The sequence below is a fragment of the Natronorubrum thiooxidans genome (assembly GCF_900156475.1).
GTDB classification, from domain to species: Archaea; Halobacteriota; Halobacteria; order Halobacteriales; family Natrialbaceae; genus Natronorubrum; species Natronorubrum thiooxidans.
This window is the reverse complement of record NZ_FTNR01000002.1, coordinates 340,331-362,179: the sequence shown is the minus strand read 5'-3', so window position 1 is coordinate 362,179 and position 21,849 is coordinate 340,331. Positions and strand designations below refer to the sequence as shown.

Here is a 21,849-nt window from a genome sequence, read left to right as displayed (position 1 = left end):
GCGGCGACCGCACCCGATCGAGTGATGTGGTAGCTGGGGACAAGCTTATTGACGGGGGCGGGCGTACCCCTGTCCATGCGGTTCGTGATCATTGGTGCTGGACGAGTTGGCCTGCGCACAGCGCGTGTCCTGCGCGATGAGGGCCACGAGGTGACGCTGATCGAACAGGACGAGGCGATGATCCGACGCGCTCGGTCGCAGGAGTTTACGGTCGTCGAGGGTGACGGCTCCCGCGAGGACGTCCTCGAGGACGCCGGCATCACTGACGCCGACGCGCTGGGCGCGCTGACGAGCGATCTCAACGTCAATTTCACCGCGTGTATGATCGGCAACCACCACGGCTGCCGGACGATCATGCGGATCGACGAGGCCTACCGCGAGGGGATCTACCGCAAGTACGCCGACGAGGTCGACGAGGTGATCTACCCCGAACGGCTGGGCGCGATCGGTGCGAAAAACGCCTTACTCGGCGGGACGATCCGCGCAATCGCGGATATCGCCCCGCACTTGCAGATCGTCGAGTTGACGATCACCAACGGCGCTCCCGTCAACGGCTACACGATGGGCGAACTGCAACTGCCCGCCGACGCGACCGTCCTCGCCTTCGGCAAGCGCGACCAGCCCCTCGAGATTCCGAACTCGGATCTGTCGCTCGAGGACGGCGACCGACTCGTCGTCCTCGCGGATTTCGACGTCCTGAACGAGGTCCGCCAGCTGCTGGTCGGCGAAACGCCACGTGAGGCTGCGGCGAACGCGGGAACCGACGCGAGTTCAGATACTGGAGGTGTCAACTAATGGTCACGGCTTTCATCATGATCAAGGCGAACACGGGCGAGGCGGATCGGCTCCAAGAGAGCATCGAAGCGATCGAGGGCGTTCAGTCGGCACACATTGTCGCCGGCGACGTCGACATCATCGCGAAGGCGCAGGTCGAGACACCAGCCGCGGTCAAGGAGATCGCCGCCACCCAGATTCAGGGGATCGACGGCATCGAGAGCACCCAGACATACATCGCGATGGACTAACACCACCGGTCGGTGCGAGCAACTGTCCGCTTGTCCGGATTGATCAGTGCAAACAGAACGAATATCTCGTTTAGCCGTGGGAATATTTTTGTTGGCTCATCGACAGTGGCTCTTACGATCGTTTGTTTAGTTCTTGAGGGGACTGTCGCGGTCGTTGCGCTGCTCGACGAGACAGCCGCCTCTGCGCTCCAATCCGGCGGTGCGCTCGCCCACGTTACCCGGCGTCGAGTGATGTCGCTTCTGGTCGAGCACGACGTCCTGCGGCGAGAACAGGTCGCACGAGAACTCGCCGATGACGACGCCGTTCCGGAAGCTGAGACGGAACGCATCGACGTCGAGCTTCATCACCACCACCTCCCGAAACTCGATGACGAGCAGTTCATCGACTACGATCACCGCAGCGGTGATGTCGTCCTGTGGGAAGATGCAGACACTGTGACCGAACTGATCGGGACGAAGTGAGTCCGTTTTTTCAGGCCGATCCAGCGCCCACCGATCGCTTCGCTACTTCGTCGCTATCGCGTCGGCCACGGCGCTTTTGACCGCCTCGAGCACCCGTTTTGGCGTCTGGGTCGCATCGACACGGACGAACCGCTCGGGGTCACGCGCGATCAGGCGTTCGTAGTTCTCGGCGACCGACTCGAGGTAGGCGGCACGTTCGAACTTGTTCGTCGCGCCGGCCCGTTTCGCGGCCGTCTCGGGGGGGACGTCGAAATAGATCGTCAGATCGGGCTCGATCGAGAACGGCTCGTGGAGGTCGACGACGTACTCGAGGGGGTCGTCGACGGCGAGTCGGTCCGAACTCGCGAGGGTCGCCCCCTGATAGGCAAACCGGGAGTCCGAGTAGCGATCCGAGATCACGAGGTCGTCGGCCTCGAGTGCGGGTTCGATCACTCGCGAGAGGTGGGCGGCGTGGTCGGCGGTGTAGAGAAACAGTTCGGCCAGCGAGTCGGCGTCGTCGTCCCCGATCGAGCGGTAGACGGCCTCGCCGTACCACGAGTCGTTCGTCGGCTCGCGTGTGAACGTGGCGTCGGGATACCGTTCCTGTAAGGCCTCCCAGACCGTCGTCTTCCCGCTCCCGTCGACTCCCTCGAGCGTGACCAGCATGCTCGCACCTGCGGACGTAAGCTATTACAATCTGTCGAGAACCGTTGCAGCCAAACCACGGAGGCGATCAGCTATTTATCGCTGTAGCAGTATGTCGTACGTATGAATGTCCTCGTCGCCGGCGGCACCGGCTTTATCGGCACGGCTCTCTGTACGGAACTCCACGAGCGCGGCCACGAGGTGACGGCCCTGTCTCGAGACCCACGCGGCAGCGACCTCCCTGCGGAGATCGAGCGATCGAGGGGGAATGTGAGTGCTTACGACTCTATTGCGGGCACGGTCGCAGGCCACGATGCTGTCGTCAATCTCGTCGCCCTCTCGCCGCTGTACAAGCCACCGAGCGGTGTCGACCACGAGACCGTCAATCTTGGCGGCACGGCAAACCTCGTCCAGGCCGCCGAAGACGGGGATGTCGACCGGTTCGTCCAGATGAGCGCGCTCGGGGCTGACCCCGACGGCGACACCGACTACATCCGCACCAAAGGTGAAGCCGAAACGCTCGTCAGAAACTCCCACCTCGAGTGGACGATCTTTCGGCCGTCCGTGGTCTTCGGTGGGGGGAGTGAGTTCGTCGAGTTCACCAAACAGCTGACGACGCCGTACGTGACGGGGCTGCCGGGCGGCGGGACGACCCGATTTCAGCCGATCTGGGTCGGCGATCTGGTCCCGATGCTTGCGGATGCACTCGAGGACGCCAAACACGTCGGCGAGACCTACGAGGTCGCCGGCCCACAGATCGTCACGCTCGCGGATGCGACGGAACTCGTCTACGAGGCCGAGGGGAAGTCCGTCAGCATCTTTTCGATCCCGATGCCGCTCGCGAAACTCGGACTGACGGCGGCCGACCCGCTTCCGTTCGTTCCGTTCGGGGCAGACCAGGCCCGGTCGCTCGAACAGCACAACACCGTCGTCACCAACGACGTGACCGCGTTCGGTCGCTCGGAGGACGACCTGACGACGTTCGGCGAGTCGCTCGGCCTGAATAGATAACCAATTATTTGATATACCGTCCAGTATCGGCAGTGATAACAGTTCCACATGCAGGCGGTATACTACGTAAAACAGGGTTCCTGCTGTCGGTTTTCAGCAATACAAAACAAAGCATGACATTCACTGCAACAAAAGACTTATGTCCTTGATTACTCTGGTTTCAATCCAACGGAGCCCCCTTACAAACAATGAAGCTGGCGATGATCGGATTCGGACAGGCCGGTGGGAAAATCGTCGATCGGTTCCTCGATTACGACGATCGAACGAACAGCGGAATCGTCCGCGCGGCGATCGCTGTCAACTCCGCGAAAGCGGACCTCATGGGTCTCGATAATATTCCACAGGAGAATCGCGTACTCATCGGCCAAGCCCGCGTAAAGGGCCACGGCGTGGGTGCAGACAACGAACTCGGCGCGGAGGTCGCCGAGGAAGACATCGACGAAGTCCAAAACGCCATCGATGCGATTCCGACCCACGAGGTCGATGCATTTCTGGTCGTCGCTGGCATGGGCGGCGGGACTGGGTCGGGCGGTGCACCCGTCCTCGCGAAGCACTTGAAACGGATCTACACGATCCCTGTTTACGGACTCGGTGTGTTGCCGGGGACCGACGAGGGCGGAATCTACACGCTCAACGCGGCGCGGTCGTTCCAGACGTTCGTCCGCGAAGTCGACAATCTGCTGGTCTTCGACAACGATTCGTGGCGACAGACCGGCGAGTCCGTCGAGGGCGGCTACGACCAGATCAACGAGGAGATCGTCCGCCGATTCGGGATCCTTTTCGGTGCTGGCGAGGTCGGCGACGGCCAGGAAGTCGCCGAAAGCGTCGTCGACTCCTCCGAGATCATCAACACGCTCTCGGGTGGCGGCGTCTCGACGGTCGGGTTTGCGAGCGAAGAGGTCGATCTGAACACGGGCGGCGGCCTGCTCTCGCGGTTTACCGGCGATGACGGCGGTAACGACAACTTGGACGCTGCAAACACGACCAACCGCATTACAAGTCTCGTCCGCAAGGCCGCACTCGGCCGACTGACGCTGCCGTGTGAGATCGAAGGCACCGAGCGTGCCCTGCTCGTCCTCTCCGGACCGTCGGAGTATCTGAACCGGAAAGGCATCGAACGCGGCCGCAAGTGGCTCGAGGAAGAAACCGGGAGCATGGAAGTCCGTGGTGGGGACTTCCCCCGGCAGGAGCCGGAAGTCGCTGCAGCGATCTTGCTCTCGGGCGTGACGAACGTCCCGCGGATCAAACGCCTCCAGCAGGTCGCGATCGAAGCCCAGGACAACATCGACGACATCCAACAGGAAAGCGAGGAGAACTTAGAGGAACTCGTCGAAGACGACGAAGACGAACTCGAGCCACTGTTTTAGGCTCGCAGTTCCTACCGACTGACGACGTCAGCGATTGCGTTCGGTTTGGGGCATGGCGAGGTTGCGAACGCGGACGTTCGGGTCCGACGTGTTTTTGATGGTTCCATGGCTACACTCGATCGATGCACGTCGTCGTCCCGTTTGCTGCCATCGACCCGAAGACGCGGCTCGCGTCAGTGCTGTCGTCCGCAGAACGGTCGACGCTTGCTCGAGCCATGCTCGCCGACGTCCTCACGGCGGTCGTCGAGGCGGGCGCTGAGCCGACGGTGGTCTCGACGGCACCGCTCGACCCCGCAACGCTCTCACTCGAGGCACCCGTCCGTGATGCCGTCTCGGTGACAGTCGACGACCGGCCGCTGACCGAGGCCGTCAACGCGCGGCTGCCGGCCAGTCGTGACGACGAGACCACTGCCGTCGTCATGTCCGACCTCGCGCTCGCAACACCTGACACACTCGCGGCGCTCTTTGCACACGACGCTGCGGTTACCATCGCGCCGGGACGAAGCGGCGGGACGAACGCACTGGTCGTCTCCCACCCCGAATTCCGAGTGGACTATCACGGCACGTCGTATCTGGACCACTGTGAGATCGCTCGCGATATCGACGCGAGCCTCGAGACGGTCGACTCCTTCCGGCTGAGCACCGACATCGACGAACCCACAGATCTCGTCGAGGTGCTCATCCACGGCGACGAAGCCGACCGTGCACCCGCCTGTCTTCGGGGTCTCGGCTTCGACCTCGAGACGCGGGACGGCCGTGTCGGCGTTTCCCGACTCGAGGAGACGACACGCGAGTGACAGACGGCCTCACCGAAGTGAAGCGCTTATCTGCCACGCGATACCACTCCGAGGTAATGATTCCTGGGGCGAGTGAGTACGGTGTCGACATCGCGATCGACGACACAGCGGTCGCTGATCTGCTCGCGGTCACGCCCGACGACGTCGACGCGCCCGAGGCGCTGACGTTCGCCCGAAACGTCTTCATCCCGCTGACGACGGCGTGTCGCTACACCTGTACCTACTGCACCTACTTCGACGCCCCCGGTCAGGCCTCCCTGCTCAGCCTCGAGGAGGTCCGCGACATCTGCAAACGGGGGGCCGACGCGGGCTGTACGGAAGCTCTGTTTACGTTCGGCGACGACCCCGATGACCGTTACACCGAGATCTACGACCAGCTCGCCGAGTGGGGCCACGACTCGATTCATACCTACCTGCGCGAGGCCTGCGAGGTCGCCTTAGAGGAAGGCCTGCTTCCACACGCGAATCCGGGCGACCAGACTCGCGAGCAGCTGGCCACTGTGGCCGACGTCAACGCCAGTATGGGCGTGATGCTCGAGACGACCGCCAAGGTCGATGCCCACGCCGGTCCCCGGCAAAAAGAGCCTGGCCAACGCCTACAAACCATCAAAAACGCGGGCGAACTCGACGTCGCGTTCACGACTGGGATCCTCGTGGGGATCGGTGAGTCCTGGCGCGACCGCGCGGAGAGTCTGCTCGCAATCCGTGACCTCCACGAGCGATACGACCACATTCAGGAGGTGATCGTCCAGCCCGTCGTCGACAACGAGCGCTGGGACGAGGGCTCGCCCGCCCTCGAGACGATGCGCCGAGTGACGGCAATGGCCCGTGTAGCCTTGCCCGAGGAAATTTCCGTGCAGGTGCCGCCGAATCTCGCGCCCGCTCGCGACCTGATCGACTGCGGCGTCGACGATCTGGGCGGCGTCTCGCCGATTACGGACGACCACATCAATCCCGACTACACGTGGCCCGCGCTGCGCGAACTCGAGGAAATCGCCGACGCCGCCGACTTGCCCCTCGGTGAGCGGCTGCCGGTCTACGAACGGTTCCTGCCCGCGGACCTGCGACCCGACGCGTTCGACGGCGTGGCTGCCGACGGCACGGCCGGCGCTGATGGCGGTCGGAACGCGGACGCGGATCGCGAGTGGATCTCGCCGACGATTCGCGGGGCGCTCGAGGCCGACGACGCGGCCGGAAAGCGCTATCGTGCGGTGCTCAACGGCGAGTCGCTGTCGACGCGTTAGAAGTACGCTCGGTGGACAGCGAGTCCCTCGTCCTCGAGCACCGGTCCCTCGACGGTCGTCGTCGCGTCGGACCGATCGACCACTTCTTCGCAAGGGATCTCGATTACTCCGTCGTCTCGCAGCGCTGCGAGCGAGTCGACGGACACGCTGTAGACGACACGGTCGAGTCCCGCGTAGGCGATCGCGCTTGCACACATCGGACACGGCTCTGTGCTGGTGTACATCGTACACGAGGCGCGTTCGTCGGCCTCGAGTTCGCGTGCGGCCCACCGGGCCAGTTTGAACTCCGGATGGGCGGCAATGTCGTCGTCCGTGAGTGTCGTATTCTCGGCCGTCCGAACGACGTCGCCGTCGACGACGAGCAGCGAGCCGAAGGGGGTGTTGCCGTTGTCGACTGCGGTCCGTGCGAGGTCGATCGCCCGTCGAACGCCGGCTTCGTCCGTGGTCATAGCTCATCGAACGTCACCGAGGGGTTTCGACGCTCCGGTTCGACGTGCCGCCCTCGAGAAGCGTCCGGCCCGACAATCACACAGCGTTATCCCCCTTCGACCGCGGAGAGTCGCGTATGCACGTCGATCTGAGCCACCCGATCGAAACCGGGATGCAAACCTACCCCGATGACCCGCCGGTCGTCGTCCGGCCACACGCGACCCACGAGGAACACGGAGCCAGCGTCGCTGCCCTCAAGTGTGGCAGCCACACCGGCACACATGTCGACGCCCCGGCCCACATCGACCCCGACGGGAACACGCTCGCGGCCTACTCGCTCGAGCGGTTCGCCTTCGACGCCATTCGAATCGACTGTCGTGACCTCGAGGCGCGCGAGCCGATTCCGGCGCGTCGGATTCCCGACGTCGACGCCGATCTCGTGGTGTGTTGGACCGGGTGGGATGTCCACTGGGGCACCGAGCAGTATCTCGAGCATCCGTATCTCGCGCCGGCCGCGGCCGAGACGTGCGTCGAACGGGGATTCGATGTCGCCGTGGATACGCTCAACCCCGATCCGACGCCGACGGCCACCGCGGGTGCGGCTGAACCCGATGGCTTCGTGGCCCACCACACGCTGCTTGGCAACAAGCAGTTAATTTTCGAGAACCTCACGCACCTCGAGGCGGTCGACGATCGGTTCGAACTCCGGGCGTACCCGCTCGCGCTCGACAGCGATGGTGCACCGGTCCGGGCCGTCGGCATCACGGACGAAAACTAACCCGTTAGGACCGGACGATCCGGAACTGATCCGGCGCGGCTTCCTCGAGTGTGGCATCCGCACGGAGTTTCACGATCTTGCCCGTCGGCTGAGACTCGACCGTGGCTGGTGCATCGACCGACTCGAGGGTGCCGAGCAACTGCGCTTTCGGTGGTTTCTGGGCGGCCCCACAGTCGTAGATCGTGAGCAGGCCGCGATCGCTGTCCTCGCGTTCGTAGACGACCACGTGGGCGTGGTTTGGCAGTCGCCAGCTGGTGTCGTCGGTCTGAAAGAGGTGGTTCATATCTGTGTCAACGGGTGCCATCCGAAAAAAGTGCTCCTCCGTTCGCACCGACCCGGCAGTAGTCTGTGACGATCAGTCGTCGGCCGGCGGCGCGCGCTCCTCGGGCGTCAGAATGGGCGTTCCGTCGGATTTCGGCCCCAGTCGCGGGCCGAACGGCGGCTCGTCGGGGTCGATAACGCGGCGCGTCTCGTAGTCCGTCGAGCGCTCGACCGGAACGCGACCGATCGAAGTGACGAGGTCGACGTAGTCCGCAAACGAGCGATACTCGCCGTACTCGCCGCCGGCGCGCTTGGTAATTTCTTCGGAGAGGATCGTCCCCATGAAGTCGTCGGCCCCACAGGAGAGCATCTTCAGCCCCTGCTCGTCGCCGTATTTGACCCACGACGACTGAATGTGGTCGATATTGTCGAGAAACAGTCTCGAGACGGCGATCATGAGTTCGTCTTCGTCGGTGCTCGCGCCGCCAGAGACGACATCGTGTTCGTAAAGCGGCGTGTTCTGGTGGACAAACGAAAGCGGAACGAACTCCGTGATCGCGCCGTCGACGCGCTCCTGGAGGTCACGGACTCGTTTCAAGTGCATCGCGCGGTGGGCCTCGTTCTCGACGTGGCCGTACATGATCGTCGCCGTCAGGCCCAAACCGACGTTCGCGGCGGCTTCCATCGCCTCGAGCCACCCCTCCGTGCTGATCTTGCCGGGACAGATAACGTCCCGGACCTCATCGACGAGGATTTCGGCGGCCGTGCCGGGGACCGTATCGAGGCCAGCAGCTGCGAGTCGACTGTAGACTTCCTCGTAGGACCAGTCGGTGCCACGCCGGGCGTGATACCCTTCTTCGGGGGTCATCGAGTGGACGTGAACGCCGTCGACGCTCATCGCCGAAATCTGGTCCGTGTAGGTGCCGGGATCGATTTCGTAGGCTTCGGGCGGCTTGTAGTTGACCGCCTTCGGGTCCGGGTGGGCCTCGAGGATCTCGCGGTGTTCGTCGTCGAGTGCGAACGCGGGGTGCAGTCCGGAGACGGAGGTGACCTCGTAGACCCCGCGAGAAACGGCGTCGGCGACGATTTCGCGGGACTCGCTGGGCGTTTTCGTAAAACCAGCGCTCTGAATCTCGGTGTCGCGTTCGAAGGTGTGAGCGGCGTCTTTGAAATTACAGAACAGACAGCCCACGTTACAGGCCGTCGTGACGTTGTTGTTCAGGTTGGCGACGAACGTGACTTCCTCGCCGACGACGTCGGCGCGGCGGCGGTCGGCAGCCTCGAGCACCTGTTCTTTGCGCGTGCTGTCGATACCCCCAATCTCCGTCCCCGTCGTGAGTAACTCGATCGCGTCGTCGACCGTGAGCCGGTCGCCAGCGCGTGCTTTCGTGAGTGCGTTCTCGAACGACTGGTCGGTCTCGGGAACGTGGTCGAACGTGAGGTCTGCCTCGGTCACCGGTCGCTCCATCGACGTATCAATACCAGTACAGCGAGAAAAGCGTGATGGATCGGCAGATTATACCGGAAATTCCGGTGTCCGGCAATCGAACCGATACTGAAACCTTCTTAGGGTCCGGCCACGGCAACTCGGGTATGAACTGCGGCGGCGGCGACAGCCGAAGGTGTCCCGTATGACGAGTGTCAAAGAGTTCCGCATCGACGAGGCAGCAACTGACGACGAACTCGGCCGCGGCGCGTTCGTCTTCACCGACGCCTACTCGGTGTTCGACTGGGGCCAGATGCCCGATTCGATCCCCGAGAAAGGCACGAGCCTCTGTACGATGGGCGCGTTCAACTTCGAACGCCTCGAGTCCGAAGGCGTCCCGACCCACTACCGCGGTGTTGTCGAGCATAGCTCGACAGACCGTCGGACGCGGTCCGACGATGTTGTCGAAAACGGCGACATCGTGCCTCTCGAGGACGCCTCGAGTCCGCCTCGGGAGATGGCGATCGATCTCACGCAGGTCCCCGACCTCCCTCACGAGGGTCGCGAGTACGACTACGACCACTACCACGACGCGGCCGGCGAGAACTACCTCATTCCGCTTGAGGTCGTCTTCCGCAATCGCGTCCCCATCGGCTCGAGTCTGCGCCGACGAACCGAGCCCGAAGACCACGGCCTCGCGTTCGAGAGCTGGCCCGAGGAGGTCGTCGACCTCGAGGAGCCGATCGTCGAGTTCTCGACGAAATACGAGGAGGGCGACCGCTATCTCGACCGGGCGGAAGCCGACGCGATCGCCGGCACGGCGTCGATCGAGGATCTCGAGTCAGTCGCACTCGAGGTCAACCGAATCATCACCGAACAGGCCGACTCCGCTGGACTGGTCCACGAGGACGGCAAGATCGAGTGTCTGTTCTATCAGGGCGAGATCCGCGTCGCGGACGTCGTCGGCACGTTCGACGAGAACCGCTTTAGTCACGGCGGGACACAGCTCTCGAAGGAGGTGCTCCGACAGTACCACAAGCGCACCCAGCCCGAGTGGGTGCAGGCGGTCAAGGCAGCGAAAGCCGAAGCCAAGCAAAAAGACATCGCCGACTGGAAATCGCTCTGTGACGTCCAGCCCGAGCCACTCGAGGACGACGTTATCGAGACGGCTCGCGATCTGTACTGTGCAGGTGCAAACGCCTACATGAATCAGGAGCTGTTCGACGCGCCGCCGCTCTCGAGTGCGATCGGTGCGGTCCAGCGGCTGTAACAGGATCGCCACGACATGGCAGTGTAGATCCCCTCGATCGACGGCTCGACGTGGTGGCTCTCGGTTCAGCCGTCACGAGTCCGTCCTGAGCCGCGTGTCTCGTACCTCCTCGACGTACGCGAGGAAGTTGTCGAACAGCTGTTTCGTCTCACAGGCGGCCTCGTAGTTCTCTGGATGGATGCCCTCGAGGACGGAGTCGATGCGCTGTGCCGGGAGTTGCCCCGTTTTCCCGTTCGTGACCGATCTGGCGGTCGCCATATCGTACTCCGGGTGGAACTGCACGGCGAAGACGCGATCCTTTCGAAAGCCGTGAATTCCGTACTCGTTCGTCGCGAAGACTGTCGCACCCGGCGGCTTCTCGGTGACGTGGTCCGAGTGTGTCGTAAAGACCGTCATCGTCTCGTCGATTCCATCGAGGAGGCGACTCTCCCCGTCGTGTTCGACAGTGCGGTAGCCGATTTCGTAGTCGCCCATCCCCTCGACGCGACCGCCCATGACATCCGCGAGAAGCTGGTGGCCATAACAGACACCGAGTGCGGGCAGCCCGGCCTGGATCGCATCGCCGACCCACGTTTTCAACCGGCCGATCCACTCCCGGTCCCAGTAGACCGACGCACTCGAGCCGGTGATGACGAACCCGTCGTACCGAAAGCTCTCGGGGAACTCGCCGGACGGACAGTGAAACACCGTCAGCTCCGCGTCGAGCTCTCGGTGAAAGTTCTGCCGGGTGTCTACGGCCTTGTGAGCCGCGTTGAGCAACGCAAGTCGAAGCTGTCCCATGTGGTGGTCTCCTCGTTGTGGCGTTCGAATCTCGTCGTAGACGGTCTCCTCTCAGTCAGCGCTGACTGACCGTGCCTGCTGTACGTCCTGCTCGAGTCGCGCAGCGTACTCGAGTCGAAGCTGTCGTGCGTGTTCTTCCGTCAGTTCCTCGCGGGTGTCTAGCTCGTGAGCGAGGGGATCGTACGCTGAGACATCGAACCCCATCCGGTCGAGATACGACCGGACGGCGTCCGAGGACAACCCATCCTGAATGCTGGCGTCGACGTACGTCTGGACCGTCTCGAACGCCGGAAGGACGACGGCGTCGTCCGTTATGCGACCGGTGTCGCCGCCGATACGGACCTCGGCGTCGAGTAACTGTTCGACGACCTCCACGAGATCATCGGCCAGACGGACGACCTGACTCGGGAGCGCGGTATCGGGTGAGCGCCACTCGACGGTCGAGAACTGGTCGCGGAGTTTGACCGGTGTCCAGGACGCACTTTCCGGATCGAAGCACGATTCGATCGTTTCCCGATCGAACCCGGCATCGAGAGCTTCCGTGACGAACTCGTTGTACCGGCGCTCGAGCCGCCCCTCCCACTCCGCCGTGTCGTCGGCGTACGGCCACAGCGTCCCCTGGTGTGGCAGGTCGGCGTACGCCAGTCGGCGATACAGTTTCGATCTCGCGCCGGTCGTCAGGCGCGTCCCTCTGAAATACGGCGAGGAGTTCACTAGCGCCAGCGCGGGATCGAGTGCAATAAACGTATTGAGCTGGTCGATCTCGCGTCCCGGCTGCTGTTCGACGTGGATATGCGTCCCGGCACAGTGTCGAACGTACTCGAAATCCGCACCGATGATCTGATCCTGAATCCGCGTGCGCTCACTCGGGAGGTCCGCGATGGAATCCTCGTTTACTGGCGTTGCAAGCGGGACGAGCCCCTTGTCCTGTGTGTCGGCCCGGCGCAAGACCCGATTGAGCCGCTCGAACAGTTCGTTCCGAAGCGCTGCTGTCGTCTCACACGGTGTCGTCTTGATCTCGAGCAGTGGGGCGATGAACTCCCGTTCGACCCCTGGCGAGGCCTCGACGAGGTCGCCTGGTTCGGTCAGGCGTCCCTGCTCGTCGATAACCCAGTACTCTACTTCGATGCTTCGTCGTATCGGCTCGTGGTCCCCCAGTGGGGTGGTTTCTGTGCGATTCGACGACCGACGCGTGGTGGGTGGTTCTGACATACTGTAGCCGTTAGTTATCCCAGTACCGCTGTCATGTCCGATCGGTGTACCGCACTGATCCTAGCACCATGTGTCCATCTCACATACAAACATCACTCAATTGGAACACTATTATAACTATTGTGGCTATATGCCCTCGAAAAACCTTATATGGTTATTATTTTTCACTAGGCGTACGGAATACGAACGAAGACGGGACACACACACCGCATTCGTGGCGTTCGTGGATCAGAATTGGGCGACAGTATATCTGCTCGCCAGACGACAGTGCCATCCATGCAAGTCACAGTGTACGGGCCGCTCCGAAGCGCGACCGGCGGGAAAACGGTGGGCCTCGAGTTCACGGGGACGACCGTCGCGGATGCGCTGGCTGAATTCACCGCCGCGTACCCGCGGGCGACACCGTACCTCTACGACGGCGACGACGTGCGCTCGAGCGTGCGAGTGACGGTCAACGGCGAGCGCGCAGCTCTCGAGGCTCCGGTGTCGAACGACGCCGAACTGACACTGATGCCGGCCGTGCAGGGCGGCTCGACCGACGGGTGAGCCGGCTCAGAGGTCGTACTGCTCGCGGACCAGGTGGTCGATTCCGCGGTCCTCGAGGACAGCCATCGGCGCGAGCAAGTCGAGTTGGACGACGCCGGGCAGGCGACCGATCTGGACGCCGCCGGTGAACGTACACCGCGAGCGGACCTCGCCTTCGCTCATGTCGAGCAGTTTCGTCGCCCGGTCGAACGCATTTTGTGTCGCGTCGTTGACCGTCGCGCCGGAGCCGATGACCTGAATCGGGCCCATGTCATCCTCGAGGTCGACACCGTGCTGGGCGGCGAGGTCGCGGCCCGCCTCGCGTTCCTCGTCGCTGTAGGGTTTGCTGATGAAGGGAAGATCCGCCTCGGGCGGCAACAGGACCGGGCCGTCGAGCTCGAGGCCGTCGATGACCTCGACGTCCATGCGGACGGTGCCGCTGACGTCGGTCGTGTGCAGTGAGAGTTCGCCGTCGCCCTGATTGGCGTGGAGGTCGCCGGCGTAGATACCGGCCCCGTCGACTTTGACGGGACAGATCAGGGTCGCGCCGGCGCGGACCTGCGGGATGTCCATGTGGCCGTCAGTTCGGTCCTTGAGGTCGGCCTCGCTCTCGATGCCGTAGTCGTGGTCGGCTCCGATGAGGAACTGGCCGAAGTCGCCGGCGTTGTGCGAGTCGGGCATCGTGACCGGCGGCGTCGTCCCGACGTTGCCGATAAACGGCCGCAAGCGCCCGAGTGTCCCGGGCATCTCGCCGGGTTCGTACAGCAGGATGGGGTGCTGGCGCGAGTTTTCGGGAATGTCCATCACGTCGTCGGCGTTCTCGGCGAGGTCGTGGGCCGCGTCCTCGTCGAGCGTAATGCCGACGGTGCCGTCGTCGTCGAAGGCGACGGTGTAGCCGTACTCGAAGCCGAAGGAGGAGGCGTTCGCGCCGCACTCGGCGCACTTGATCGCCTCCTCACCCGTCCCTTCGACGATCGTCTTGGGCCACTTCGTTCCACACTCCGGACAGCGGTGGTCGACGAACGGGTCGTCGCCGAATGCGTCCTCGCGTTCGGCCATCGAGCCCGTACTCGTCGCCATACTCGTGACCTCGACGTCCCGGATATGTAGTGCCACGGCGTCGCCGACGCTCGCTCCCTCGACGCGAATCGGTCGCGTGACCTCGTGGCCGCCGTGGAACTCGGGGGTGATCATCGGCCCCCAACAGCCTGGCGGCGTATACGTCTCGATCGTTCCGCCGTCGGCAACGGTTCCCGCCCACTCCTGATCGGGGCCGACGAGGCCGAGCGTGTACTGGTCGACGAAGAGTTCCTCTTCGATTTCTCGTTGTGCCATACCATACCAAAATACGCCATCGACGTCGATAAGCCTACTGTCAGAATATCTGAACGAGTTGCTGACAATAGTACCGATAGATTCGTTCAAGTATGACGATTGCATTCAGTCGCGTAATGGTTGAACTCACGGACGAAGACCCACCCGAGTGTCGACAGTGTGGCGACTCCGTTGCATCGGCGTCCAAACAACGCGTCGTCAGCACCGTCGAGGACGGCACGGCGATCCACCACTATTTCTGTAGCGACGACTGCCTCGAGGCCTGGGAGTCGTAGCCGACACGAGCCGCGCCCAAAAAACACGCCGCAGCCAGCGGTTACTGGTCGTTTGCGACGACGCTGCCGATCCCATCAACTGGTCGGTCCGGCGTGAACTCCTCGAGTTCGTCGGGGAGGCCGAGTTGGTAGCCAGTGCCGTTCTCCCGAACGGACGTCCGGCCGCGATGAACCGAGACGTCTCCGTTCAGGTGGAGTTTGACTGCCTCCAGCAGGGCGTCGGCTTCCAGGGGCTGGCCGCGGTGTTTCATCTCCGCTAAGTCGGCGTCGTCCGGGACGTCGAACGCGCGCTGGGTGATGATCGGTCCCTGATCGAGGTCGGTCGTCACGTAGTGGGCGGTCACGCCGGCCACGCGGACGCCTTCCTCGACGGCCTGTCGGTACGCCTCTGCGCCGGGGAAGGCGGGCAGCAGGCTCGGGTGGACGTTGATGATCCGATCCTCGTAGCGGAAGACGACGTTCGGGCTGAGAATGCGCATGTATCGCGCCAGCACGATCAGGTCAACGTCGTACTCGCCGAGGAGGTCGAGCAGCGCGTCTTCGTTCTGCTGGCCGCCGTCGTCGCCGATGTCGTGAAACGGCACGTCGTAGTGTTCGGCAAGCGGCTGGAGGTCGTCGTGGTTGCCGATGACGACGCCGATATCCGCGCCGAGGTCGTCGTTCGCCCACGCCTCGAACAGTGCCTCGAGGCAGTGGCTCTCTTTCGTGACGAGCACGGCGATCTGTTGAGTCTCGCGGTCGGCGGGGAACCGAACCTGCACGTCGAGGCCGAGTTCGTCGCCGAGATCGTGGAGGTCCTCGCGCAGCGTGGCTTCGGTACAGACCATCTCGGAGGTGTCGACGGCGAGATACATCCGGAAGACGCCGTCCCGAACCGCCTGATCGAGGTCTTCGATGTTGATCCCGCGCTCGAACAGGAGACTGGTCACCCCGGCGACCAGCCCGGTATCGTCGTCTCCAATAACGGTAATTTCGGTTACGTTCGTCGTCATCGCAGCCACCTCCGCTCGAGCGAAATCTGGTCCATCAGTACGAGTTTCAGTCCACGTGTGGTCAAAAGTCCTGCTTTCTGTCGATGATTCTGCGAGCAGACCAGTAGCAAGATAGTGCAAACTGCTCGCTTCGCTCGCAGTTTCTGCATCGGCTGGAGCGGTGTTCGAGACGCGCGATAGCGCGGCTCTCTGCGGTATGGCGAACGAAGCGCGAGCGAAGCGAGCACTGGGTGAGTTATCGGTACTGAGCGCGAGTTTTACGCCTCTCTTTGAACGACGAAACCGTATTCGCAACGACTGGTAACGGCGATCAGATGAACGCCAGTGGCACCATAATCGCCACACCGAGAACGATTCCGCCCGCGAGCTCCGGTTTCCCGCCGTTCGGGAGCCCTTTGCCAAGATCCAGGGCTTCCGGGATGAACTCGGTGAGCACGAGGTAGATCATCGCTCCCGCGGCGAAGCCGAAGCCGTAGGGCAGGAACTCCCGCGCGACGCTAACGAACGCGAACGCGATAACGGCTCCGAGTGGCTGTGGCAGACTCGAGAAGACTGCCCACCAGACCATCTTCCACTTGGACACGCCCATCGATTTCAGGGGGATCGAGATCGCGGTGCCTTCCGGAATGTTGTGAATCGAGATCGCAATCGTCATGAAGACCGCCAGCAGCGGGACGGTAAAGCCCAGAAACGCGACCCCTCCCTCGAGACCAAGATCTGCAAACGAGACGCCGACGGCGATCCCTTCCGGAAAGCTGTGGACGGTCAGAATACCGAGAATAAGCACGAGTTTCTTGAAGTCCGCCTCCTCGTACTCGCGTGGGTCGATGTCGGCGTCCATGAGGACGTCGTGTGCAATGACGACGAGCAAGACGCCGGCGGCCATCCCCACGGCGATCTGGCCCATCGTCCCTTCGGCTAGCCCCTCCTCGATGAGGCCGAACACCGACGCCGAAACCATGATCCCGGAGGACAGTCCCCAGAGCATGACGCTTCGACGGTCGCTAATCGAGTCGAAGAAGAAAAACGGCAGTGCGCCGATCCCGGTCGCCAACGCCGTAATGAACCCCGCGACGAACACCAAGACGAGATTCTCGAGCAGGGACATCTATATGTCGCTCCTCGAACCGGTCGTATAAATCGCCAGCGAAAGTGGCCTCGAGCGGTGTGGTTCGCGTTCGTCCCGGGTCGATCAGTCGTCGTCGGTGACGGTCGCGCTCGTCGTTACCACGGGCGTCGGTGCCGTCCGAATCACCCGTTCGGTCGTCGAGCCGAGCAGTCGCTGATCGAGGCCGATCCGCCCGTGGGTCCCCATGACGACGAGGTCGACACCGTCCGCGTCCGCGGCCGACTCAATCTCTCGCGGGACCGAGCCCGATTCGACCGTCGTGACGACGTCGTCGGCTCCCGCGTCCGACGCAATCGCCGAAGCTTCGGTGAGGATCTTGCGGGCCCGTTCTTCGAGGTCGTCGGCGACCGACGTCGTCCTGTCGGCGATCCCGAGAACGGGCGTATCGACGACGGTCAACAGGTATATCGTCGCGCCGTGGTGGACTGCGATTTCGGTACCGAGGCGGAGTGCCGCCTCCGCGTGGTCGCTCCCGTCCATCGGGACGAGAATCCCGTCGTACGGGTACGACCGCGTCACGTCCTCGTCCGCCCGAACCGTCACCACCGGCATCTCAGTCTCGTTGATGACGCCCTCCGTGACGGTGCCGAGGACGTACTCCCCGAGCCGGCGTCGGCCGTGCGTTCCCATGACGATGAGGTCAACAGGGCCGGACGCGGCGGCCTCGAGGATGACCTCGCGCGGATCGCCCTGGATAACGTCGCTCACGGTGGGCACGCCCTGATCCTCGGCCACGGATCGGGCCGCCGCGAGGACGTCTTCACCTTCCTGCTCGAGTGTGTCGACGACGGTCGTCCCCTGTCGAGCGAGGCTGGGCGTGTTCGTGTCGGCGACGTAGAGGAGGTGGACGGTCGCCCCGTGGTCGGCCGCGAGTTCGACAGCGTGCTCGAGGGCCGCCATCGAGGAGTCGCCGCCGTCGACGGGAACGAGAACGAAATCGTACATACTTCCGCGTTCGGTCGGGAGTGGTATACGTGTGTTGTTGGCGAGCCGACATTGAGACGGGCGAGATGAACGAGAGAACGGCGTCGATCAGGAGTCCGTCCGCGAGCGTCGGCGACCGACGCGCTCCGACAGGAAGTCGTCCGTCTCGAGCGGATCCTCGAACGCTCCGACCAGCGCCTCGAGGGCGTCCGTGACCGTCAGCAGGCCGACGACGTCGCCGTCGTCCTCGACGAGCGCGAGTTCCTGCTGTTCGGCCTGTAACGCGTCGATGGCGTCGCTGACTGGCGTGTCGGCCGAAAGCGTCATCGGCGGCGTCGCGAACTCCTCGAACGTCACCGTCCCGTCGCGGAGGTCGTCGATGCGGTCGACGACCGTCGGGACGTAGACGATGCCGACGAACGCCTCGGGCTCGCCATCGATCAGCGGAAACCGCGTGTGCGGACTCGAGCCGATCCGATCCAGATTGTCTTCCACGGACGCCGCCGTCGAAAGGAAGGTTACGTCCTCGACGTCAGTCATGGCGTCGCTGACCAGTTCCTCGCCGACGACGAGCGCGTTGAGGATCTCTTCTCGACGTTCCCGCGGGAGATCACCCTGCTCGAGGACTGAGCCGAGTTTCCGCCGGAGGTCGGCTCGCGTCTCGATGATTTCCGTCTCGGTCTCGAGCCACGCACCGGTCATCTCGATCCCGAAGCGTCGGAGCGTCCACTTCGCGACGGCGTCGCCGAGCCAGATCACGGGGCGGAGCAGCGCAGCATACCAGTACAGCGGTGTTGCGCCGTATCGGGCGACGAACTTCGTCCGCTCGACGCCGAGATAGGTCGGCGTCTGTTCGCCGTGGGTGAGATGCAAGAGGTTGATGATGACGAAGGCGACGACCGCACCCGCACCCGCGGAGGCAAGCGCCGTGTTCGCGAAGATGGGCGCGACGACTGTGGCGAGGGCCGGTTCGGCGACGATGCCGACGGCAATGCTCGTCGCGCTAATGCCGACCTGACAGCTCGTAAGGTAGATCTCGAGGTCGTCGGTCATCTCCCAGGCCCGGCGGAGGCCGGGTTCGTCGAACGTCGACTCGGGGTACTGCCTGACACGGGTGAGCGCGAACTCGATGGCGACGAAAAAGGCGTTCGCGAGGATGAGGCCGACACCAGCGACCAACCGAACTCCGATTTCGATCCCGTTCACTCGGTTGCCACTTCGGAGTGGAGCGAGTAATCACTTTGTCTTCAACTCGGCTGCAGTCGTGTCGATCGCGACCGAACTGCGCCCATCGCTCGAGATAGATTCTGTCGGCCACCGATGTGTCCTGCTCGCCATCGGACCACAATTCCGGGGTGTACGCCTATAGGTTTCCACAGTGACAGTCGGGACAATGGCAGCCTCGCCACACGAGCGGTCGCCCGAGCGTGTCCTCGAGGACCTCGACGCGGACCCCGACGGGCTGACGAGCGAGGAGGCACGGCGTCGACTCGAGACCTACGGCGAGAACGACATCGTCCGGGGTGGTGGCCGATCGGCGGCCGACATCTTCATCGCGCAGTTCGACAGCGTGCTGATCTGGGTCCTGATCGCTGCGGCCGCCCTCTCGATCTGGGCCGGGAACGCCGTCGACGCAATCCTGATCGCGATCATCGTCGTGGCAAACGGGATCTTCGGCTTCGTCCAGGATTTTCGGGCCGAGCGAAGCCTGGAGGCGCTTCGGGGGCTCGCCGCGCCGACGGCCACGGTCCGCCGGGACGGCGACACGCGCGAGATCGCCGCGACTGAACTCGTTCCCGGTGACGTCGTCGTGTTCCGCGGCGGCGACGTCGTCCCCGCCGACGCTCGACTGCTCGAGGCGTCCGACCTCGAGGTCGACGAGGCGGCGTTGACCGGCGAGAGCGTTCCGGTTTCGAAGTCGACGGCGACGGTCGAGTCCGAGGCACCGCTGGCGGAACGAGAGGGGATGGTCTACAAGGGCACGAACGTCACCCGCGGGAAGGGCCGGGCCGTCGTCACTGACACGGGCATGGAGACGGCGGTCGGGGCGATCGCTCACGAACTCGCCGCGACTGAGGAGACCCGTACGCCGCTGCAGGACGAACTCGACCAGCTGGGTCGGACCCTCGGATTCGGCGTGCTCGTCCTCTCGGCGCTGGTCGCACCGCTGTTGCTCTTCCGTGGAACGTCGGCGCTTCAGGCCGCGCTGACTGCGGTGTCGCTGGCTGTCGCGGCGATTCCGGAGGGACTGCCCGCGGTGGTGACGCTCACGCTCGCACTCGGCGTTCGCCTGATGTCGGCCGAGAACGCACTGGTTCGTCGGCTCCCCGCGGTCGAGGCGCTCGGTGCCGTCGACGTCGTCTGTACGGACAAAACCGGGACGCTCACGAAAGGCCAGATGACCGTCAGTAAACTCTGGCTGAACGACACCATCGTCGATCTCGAGCAGGTTGCCACCGACGAGCCGGCGACGCGCACCGACCGCGAGGAGCTGCTCCTCGAGATCGGCGTCCTTTGTAACGATTCGACCCTCGAGGACGGCGATCCGACCGAACAGGCGCTGCTCGAGGCGGCCGATAGTCGCGGGATCGACATAGCGCAACGCAGAGCCGAGATGCCACGGACGGACGAGATCCCCTTTTCATCCGAGCGCAAGTGGATGGGGACCGTCCACGACGACGTCGGCTACGTCAAGGGCGCACCGGAGGTCGTCGTCGAGAACTGCGATCGGATTCTGACCGACGACGGGCCCGTCGAGTTGACCGACGACCGCCGCGCTCGGATCGAGGAGACGGTACAGGCGTTCGGCGACGACGCACTGCGCGTGCTCGCGATGGCCTACCGCGACGAGCCTGCCGATGCCGACGCTCTCGACGACGGGCTGACGTTCGTCGGGTTGTCCGGGATGATCGACCCGCCGCGAACGGAGGTCGCCGATGCGATTGCGGCGACGACACGCGCGGGCATCGACGTGAAAATGGTGACCGGCGACAACGTCCGGACGGCGCGGGCGATCGGCGAATCAATTGGATTCGGGAGCACGGTGCTCGAGGGCCGAGAAGTCGAGAAAATGGACGAAGAGACGCTGCGCGAGCGGGTCGCCTCGGTCGACATTTTCGCGCGGACGTCGCCGGAGCACAAGGTTCGCATCCTGCAGGCGCTACAGGATCGGGGCCACGACGTTGCGATGACCGGCGACGGCGTCAACGACGCGCCCGCGCTGAAAAACGCCGACATCGGCGTCGCGATGGGGGTTCGCGGGACGGACGTCGCCAGACAGGCCTCGGATATGGTCTTGCTCGACGACAACTACGCGACGATCGAGCGCGCGATCGAGCGCGGGCGGGCGATCTTCGACAACATCTGGAAGTTCGTCGCCTACCTGCTCACCGCGAACGTCGCGGAGGTGGCGATCGTTTTCATCGCCTCGCTGTACGGCTATCTCATCCTGCCTGCCGTCCAGTTGCTGTGGATCAACCTGCTCACCGACGGGTTGCCGGCGCTGGCGCTGGGCGCGGACCCCGCAAGCGGCGATGTGATGGATCGGCCCCCGCGCGACCGCGACCAGGGAATCATCGGTCGGCAGATACTCACGCTGATCGCCGGCATCGGGACCGTGACCACGGTCGTCCTGCTCGCGCTCATGGTCTACACGCTCGAGGGAGCCGCGTCGGTCACGCCGTATACGATGACGATGGTGTTCACGTCGTTCGTCTTCCTCGAACTCGGCGGCCTCTACGTCATCCGCTGGCTCCGTGAGACGCCGGCACTGTCGAATCCATGGCTGACGGTCGCCGTCGCGATGTCGATGGCACTCCAGCTCGCGGTGTTGTATACGCCGCTCAACGAGTACTTCGGGACGATCCCGCTCGAGGTGGCTGACTGGGGACTCATCGCGGTCGTCCTCGCCGTCTGTCTGCCCGGCTATCTCGCGGTCGCCGTGTTCGTCAAACGACGGCATCGGTGACGGGCGGGTGGGAGTC

General features: G+C 63.8%; 23 protein-coding genes. 12 read left to right on the top strand and 11 right to left on the bottom strand.

Annotated elements, in window-relative coordinates:
• Positions 1 to 75: 75 nt before the first annotated feature.
• From BW940_RS04880 to BW940_RS04870, 3 genes are all read left to right on the top strand, one after another.
• Entirely contained in the window at positions 76 to 795 is a 720-nt protein-coding gene (locus BW940_RS04880) for a potassium channel family protein (RefSeq protein ID WP_076608055.1), read from the top strand.
• Positions 795 to 1,025 carry an Lrp/AsnC family transcriptional regulator gene (locus tag BW940_RS04875; protein WP_076608054.1) on the top strand — a complete coding sequence of 77 codons (231 nt, stop codon included), beginning with the start codon at positions 795 to 797 and terminating at the stop codon, positions 1,023 to 1,025. The genes BW940_RS04880 and BW940_RS04875 overlap by 1 nt, the downstream gene beginning before the upstream one ends.
• Positions 1,026 to 1,130: 105 nt before the next feature.
• The gene (locus BW940_RS04870; protein WP_076608053.1) at positions 1,131 to 1,487 is read left to right on the top strand and encodes a DUF7344 domain-containing protein; all 357 of its coding nucleotides are present in this window, start codon (positions 1,131 to 1,133) and stop codon (positions 1,485 to 1,487) included.
• Between the two features lie 42 nt (positions 1,488 to 1,529).
• Here the strand turns inward: BW940_RS04870 and tmk are convergent, their stop codons facing one another.
• Positions 1,530 to 2,132, bottom strand: coding sequence for a dTMP kinase (tmk, locus tag BW940_RS04865; RefSeq protein WP_076608052.1), 603 nt, complete (start codon positions 2,130 to 2,132; stop codon positions 1,530 to 1,532).
• 102 nt (positions 2,133 to 2,234) lie between these two features.
• On the opposite strand from tmk, the gene BW940_RS04860 reads away from it, so the two are divergent.
• From BW940_RS04860 to cofG, 4 genes are all read left to right on the top strand, one after another.
• Positions 2,235 to 3,122 carry a complex I NDUFA9 subunit family protein gene (locus BW940_RS04860; RefSeq protein ID WP_076608051.1) on the top strand — a complete coding sequence of 296 codons (888 nt, stop codon included), beginning with the start codon at positions 2,235 to 2,237 and terminating at the stop codon, positions 3,120 to 3,122.
• A gap of 188 nt (positions 3,123 to 3,310) precedes the next feature.
• Complete coding sequence (locus tag BW940_RS04855) at positions 3,311 to 4,489, top strand: tubulin/FtsZ family protein (RefSeq protein ID WP_076608050.1); 1,179 nt, start codon at positions 3,311 to 3,313, stop codon at positions 4,487 to 4,489.
• Between the two features lie 122 nt (positions 4,490 to 4,611).
• Positions 4,612 to 5,286: a 2-phospho-L-lactate guanylyltransferase gene (cofC, locus tag BW940_RS04850; RefSeq protein ID WP_076608049.1), complete on the top strand. Its 675-nt coding sequence runs from the start codon at positions 4,612 to 4,614 to the stop codon at positions 5,284 to 5,286.
• Between the two features lie 56 nt (positions 5,287 to 5,342).
• Entirely contained in the window at positions 5,343 to 6,530 is a 1,188-nt protein-coding gene (cofG, locus tag BW940_RS04845) for a 7,8-didemethyl-8-hydroxy-5-deazariboflavin synthase subunit CofG (RefSeq protein ID WP_076608136.1), read from the top strand.
• Here the strand turns inward: cofG and BW940_RS04840 are convergent.
• Entirely contained in the window at positions 6,527 to 6,979 is a 453-nt protein-coding gene (locus BW940_RS04840) for a nucleoside deaminase (RefSeq protein ID WP_076608048.1), read from the bottom strand. The two genes, cofG and BW940_RS04840, sit on opposite strands and share 4 nt — an antisense overlap.
• A 116-nt stretch (positions 6,980 to 7,095) precedes the next feature.
• Between BW940_RS04840 and BW940_RS04835 the strand changes: the two genes are divergently transcribed.
• Entirely contained in the window at positions 7,096 to 7,737 is a 642-nt protein-coding gene (locus BW940_RS04835) for a cyclase family protein (RefSeq protein ID WP_076608047.1), read from the top strand.
• Between the two features lie 4 nt (positions 7,738 to 7,741).
• Here the strand turns inward: BW940_RS04835 and BW940_RS04830 are convergent, their stop codons facing one another.
• Both BW940_RS04830 and cofH read right to left on the bottom strand, forming a co-directional pair.
• Positions 7,742 to 8,020: a hypothetical protein gene (locus tag BW940_RS04830; protein WP_076608135.1), complete on the bottom strand. Its 279-nt coding sequence runs from the start codon at positions 8,018 to 8,020 to the stop codon at positions 7,742 to 7,744.
• A gap of 72 nt (positions 8,021 to 8,092) precedes the next feature.
• The gene (cofH, locus tag BW940_RS04825) at positions 8,093 to 9,466 is read right to left on the bottom strand and encodes a 7,8-didemethyl-8-hydroxy-5-deazariboflavin synthase subunit CofH (RefSeq protein ID WP_076608046.1); all 1,374 of its coding nucleotides are present in this window, start codon (positions 9,464 to 9,466) and stop codon (positions 8,093 to 8,095) included.
• 163 nt (positions 9,467 to 9,629) lie between these two features.
• On the opposite strand from cofH, the gene BW940_RS04820 reads away from it, so the two are divergent.
• A complete protein-coding gene (locus BW940_RS04820; protein WP_076608045.1) occupies positions 9,630 to 10,694 on the top strand; it encodes a phosphoribosylaminoimidazolesuccinocarboxamide synthase in 1,065 nt (354 codons plus the stop codon).
• 72 nt (positions 10,695 to 10,766) lie between these two features.
• On the opposite strand, the gene BW940_RS04815 is transcribed toward BW940_RS04820, so the two are convergent.
• Together BW940_RS04815 and BW940_RS04810 are read right to left on the bottom strand one after the other, a co-directional pair.
• On the bottom strand, positions 10,767 to 11,474 hold the full coding sequence (locus BW940_RS04815) for a type 1 glutamine amidotransferase (RefSeq protein WP_076608044.1): 708 nt from the start codon (positions 11,472 to 11,474) through the stop codon (positions 10,767 to 10,769).
• A 51-nt stretch (positions 11,475 to 11,525) separates the two neighbouring features.
• Positions 11,526 to 12,686, bottom strand: coding sequence for a glutamate-cysteine ligase family protein (locus BW940_RS04810; protein WP_084776732.1), 1,161 nt, complete (start codon positions 12,684 to 12,686; stop codon positions 11,526 to 11,528).
• 276 nt (positions 12,687 to 12,962) lie between these two features.
• Here BW940_RS04810 and BW940_RS04805 point away from each other — a divergent pair, with 276 nt between their 5' ends.
• Entirely contained in the window at positions 12,963 to 13,232 is a 270-nt protein-coding gene (locus BW940_RS04805) for a MoaD/ThiS family protein (RefSeq protein ID WP_076608043.1), read from the top strand.
• Positions 13,233 to 13,238: 6 nt separating this feature from the next.
• Here BW940_RS04805 and BW940_RS04800 read toward each other — a convergent pair whose 3' ends face one another.
• Entirely contained in the window at positions 13,239 to 14,546 is a 1,308-nt protein-coding gene (locus BW940_RS04800; protein ID WP_076608042.1) for an acetamidase/formamidase family protein, read from the bottom strand.
• 116 nt (positions 14,547 to 14,662) lie between these two features.
• On the opposite strand from BW940_RS04800, the gene BW940_RS21690 reads away from it, so the two are divergent.
• Entirely contained in the window at positions 14,663 to 14,821 is a 159-nt protein-coding gene (locus BW940_RS21690; protein ID WP_173834844.1) for a DUF7576 family protein, read from the top strand.
• A 41-nt stretch (positions 14,822 to 14,862) separates the two neighbouring features.
• On the opposite strand, the gene BW940_RS04795 is transcribed toward BW940_RS21690, so the two are convergent.
• The 4 genes from BW940_RS04795 to BW940_RS04780 form a co-directional block, all read right to left on the bottom strand.
• Positions 14,863 to 15,813, bottom strand: a complete 951-nt coding sequence (locus BW940_RS04795) for a formyltetrahydrofolate deformylase (RefSeq protein WP_076608041.1) — start codon at positions 15,811 to 15,813, stop codon at positions 14,863 to 14,865.
• A 310-nt stretch (positions 15,814 to 16,123) separates the two neighbouring features.
• A complete protein-coding gene (locus tag BW940_RS04790) occupies positions 16,124 to 16,921 on the bottom strand; it encodes a ZIP family metal transporter (RefSeq protein WP_076608040.1) in 798 nt (265 codons plus the stop codon).
• A gap of 84 nt (positions 16,922 to 17,005) precedes the next feature.
• A complete protein-coding gene (locus tag BW940_RS04785) occupies positions 17,006 to 17,887 on the bottom strand; it encodes a universal stress protein (RefSeq protein ID WP_076608039.1) in 882 nt (293 codons plus the stop codon).
• An 87-nt stretch (positions 17,888 to 17,974) separates the two neighbouring features.
• The gene (locus tag BW940_RS04780) at positions 17,975 to 19,072 is read right to left on the bottom strand and encodes a CNNM domain-containing protein (RefSeq protein WP_076608038.1); all 1,098 of its coding nucleotides are present in this window, start codon (positions 19,070 to 19,072) and stop codon (positions 17,975 to 17,977) included.
• 187 nt (positions 19,073 to 19,259) lie between these two features.
• On the opposite strand from BW940_RS04780, the gene BW940_RS04775 reads away from it, so the two are divergent.
• Entirely contained in the window at positions 19,260 to 21,833 is a 2,574-nt protein-coding gene (locus BW940_RS04775; RefSeq protein ID WP_076608037.1) for a calcium-translocating P-type ATPase, PMCA-type, read from the top strand.
• Positions 21,834 to 21,849: the final 16 nt, after the last annotated feature.

Excerpts from the sequence above, each read along its gene's own strand:
- BW940_RS04830 (WP_076608135.1), bottom strand. The coding sequence starts at position 8,020 with ATGAACCACCTCTTTCAGACCGACGACACCAGCTGGCGACTGCCAAAC.
- cofC (WP_076608049.1), top strand. The coding sequence starts at position 4,612 with ATGCACGTCGTCGTCCCGTTTGCTGCCATCGACCCGAAGACGCGGCTC.
- BW940_RS04810 (WP_084776732.1), bottom strand. The coding sequence starts at position 12,686 with ATGTCAGAACCACCCACCACGCGTCGGTCGTCGAATCGCACAGAAACC.
- BW940_RS04860 (WP_076608051.1), top strand. The coding sequence starts at position 2,235 with ATGAATGTCCTCGTCGCCGGCGGCACCGGCTTTATCGGCACGGCTCTC.
- BW940_RS04855 (WP_076608050.1), top strand. The coding sequence starts at position 3,311 with ATGAAGCTGGCGATGATCGGATTCGGACAGGCCGGTGGGAAAATCGTC.
- BW940_RS04790 (WP_076608040.1), bottom strand. The coding sequence starts at position 16,921 with ATGTCCCTGCTCGAGAATCTCGTCTTGGTGTTCGTCGCGGGGTTCATT.
- cofG (WP_076608136.1), top strand. The coding sequence starts at position 5,343 with ATGATTCCTGGGGCGAGTGAGTACGGTGTCGACATCGCGATCGACGAC.
- BW940_RS04815 (WP_076608044.1), bottom strand. The coding sequence starts at position 11,474 with ATGGGACAGCTTCGACTTGCGTTGCTCAACGCGGCTCACAAGGCCGTA.
- BW940_RS04835 (WP_076608047.1), top strand. The coding sequence starts at position 7,096 with ATGCACGTCGATCTGAGCCACCCGATCGAAACCGGGATGCAAACCTAC.
- BW940_RS04880 (WP_076608055.1), top strand. The coding sequence starts at position 76 with ATGCGGTTCGTGATCATTGGTGCTGGACGAGTTGGCCTGCGCACAGCG.
- BW940_RS04785 (WP_076608039.1), bottom strand. The coding sequence starts at position 17,887 with ATGTACGATTTCGTTCTCGTTCCCGTCGACGGCGGCGACTCCTCGATG.
- tmk (WP_076608052.1), bottom strand. The coding sequence starts at position 2,132 with ATGCTGGTCACGCTCGAGGGAGTCGACGGGAGCGGGAAGACGACGGTC.
- BW940_RS21690 (WP_173834844.1), top strand. The coding sequence starts at position 14,663 with ATGGTTGAACTCACGGACGAAGACCCACCCGAGTGTCGACAGTGTGGC.
- BW940_RS04820 (WP_076608045.1), top strand. The coding sequence starts at position 9,630 with ATGACGAGTGTCAAAGAGTTCCGCATCGACGAGGCAGCAACTGACGAC.
- BW940_RS04775 (WP_076608037.1), top strand. The coding sequence starts at position 19,260 with ATGGCAGCCTCGCCACACGAGCGGTCGCCCGAGCGTGTCCTCGAGGAC.
- cofH (WP_076608046.1), bottom strand. The coding sequence starts at position 9,466 with ATGGAGCGACCGGTGACCGAGGCAGACCTCACGTTCGACCACGTTCCC.
- BW940_RS04800 (WP_076608042.1), bottom strand. The coding sequence starts at position 14,546 with ATGGCACAACGAGAAATCGAAGAGGAACTCTTCGTCGACCAGTACACG.
- BW940_RS04795 (WP_076608041.1), bottom strand. The coding sequence starts at position 15,813 with ATGACGACGAACGTAACCGAAATTACCGTTATTGGAGACGACGATACC.
- BW940_RS04875 (WP_076608054.1), top strand. The coding sequence starts at position 795 with ATGGTCACGGCTTTCATCATGATCAAGGCGAACACGGGCGAGGCGGAT.
- BW940_RS04805 (WP_076608043.1), top strand. The coding sequence starts at position 12,963 with ATGCAAGTCACAGTGTACGGGCCGCTCCGAAGCGCGACCGGCGGGAAA.
- BW940_RS04840 (WP_076608048.1), bottom strand. The coding sequence starts at position 6,979 with ATGACCACGGACGAAGCCGGCGTTCGACGGGCGATCGACCTCGCACGG.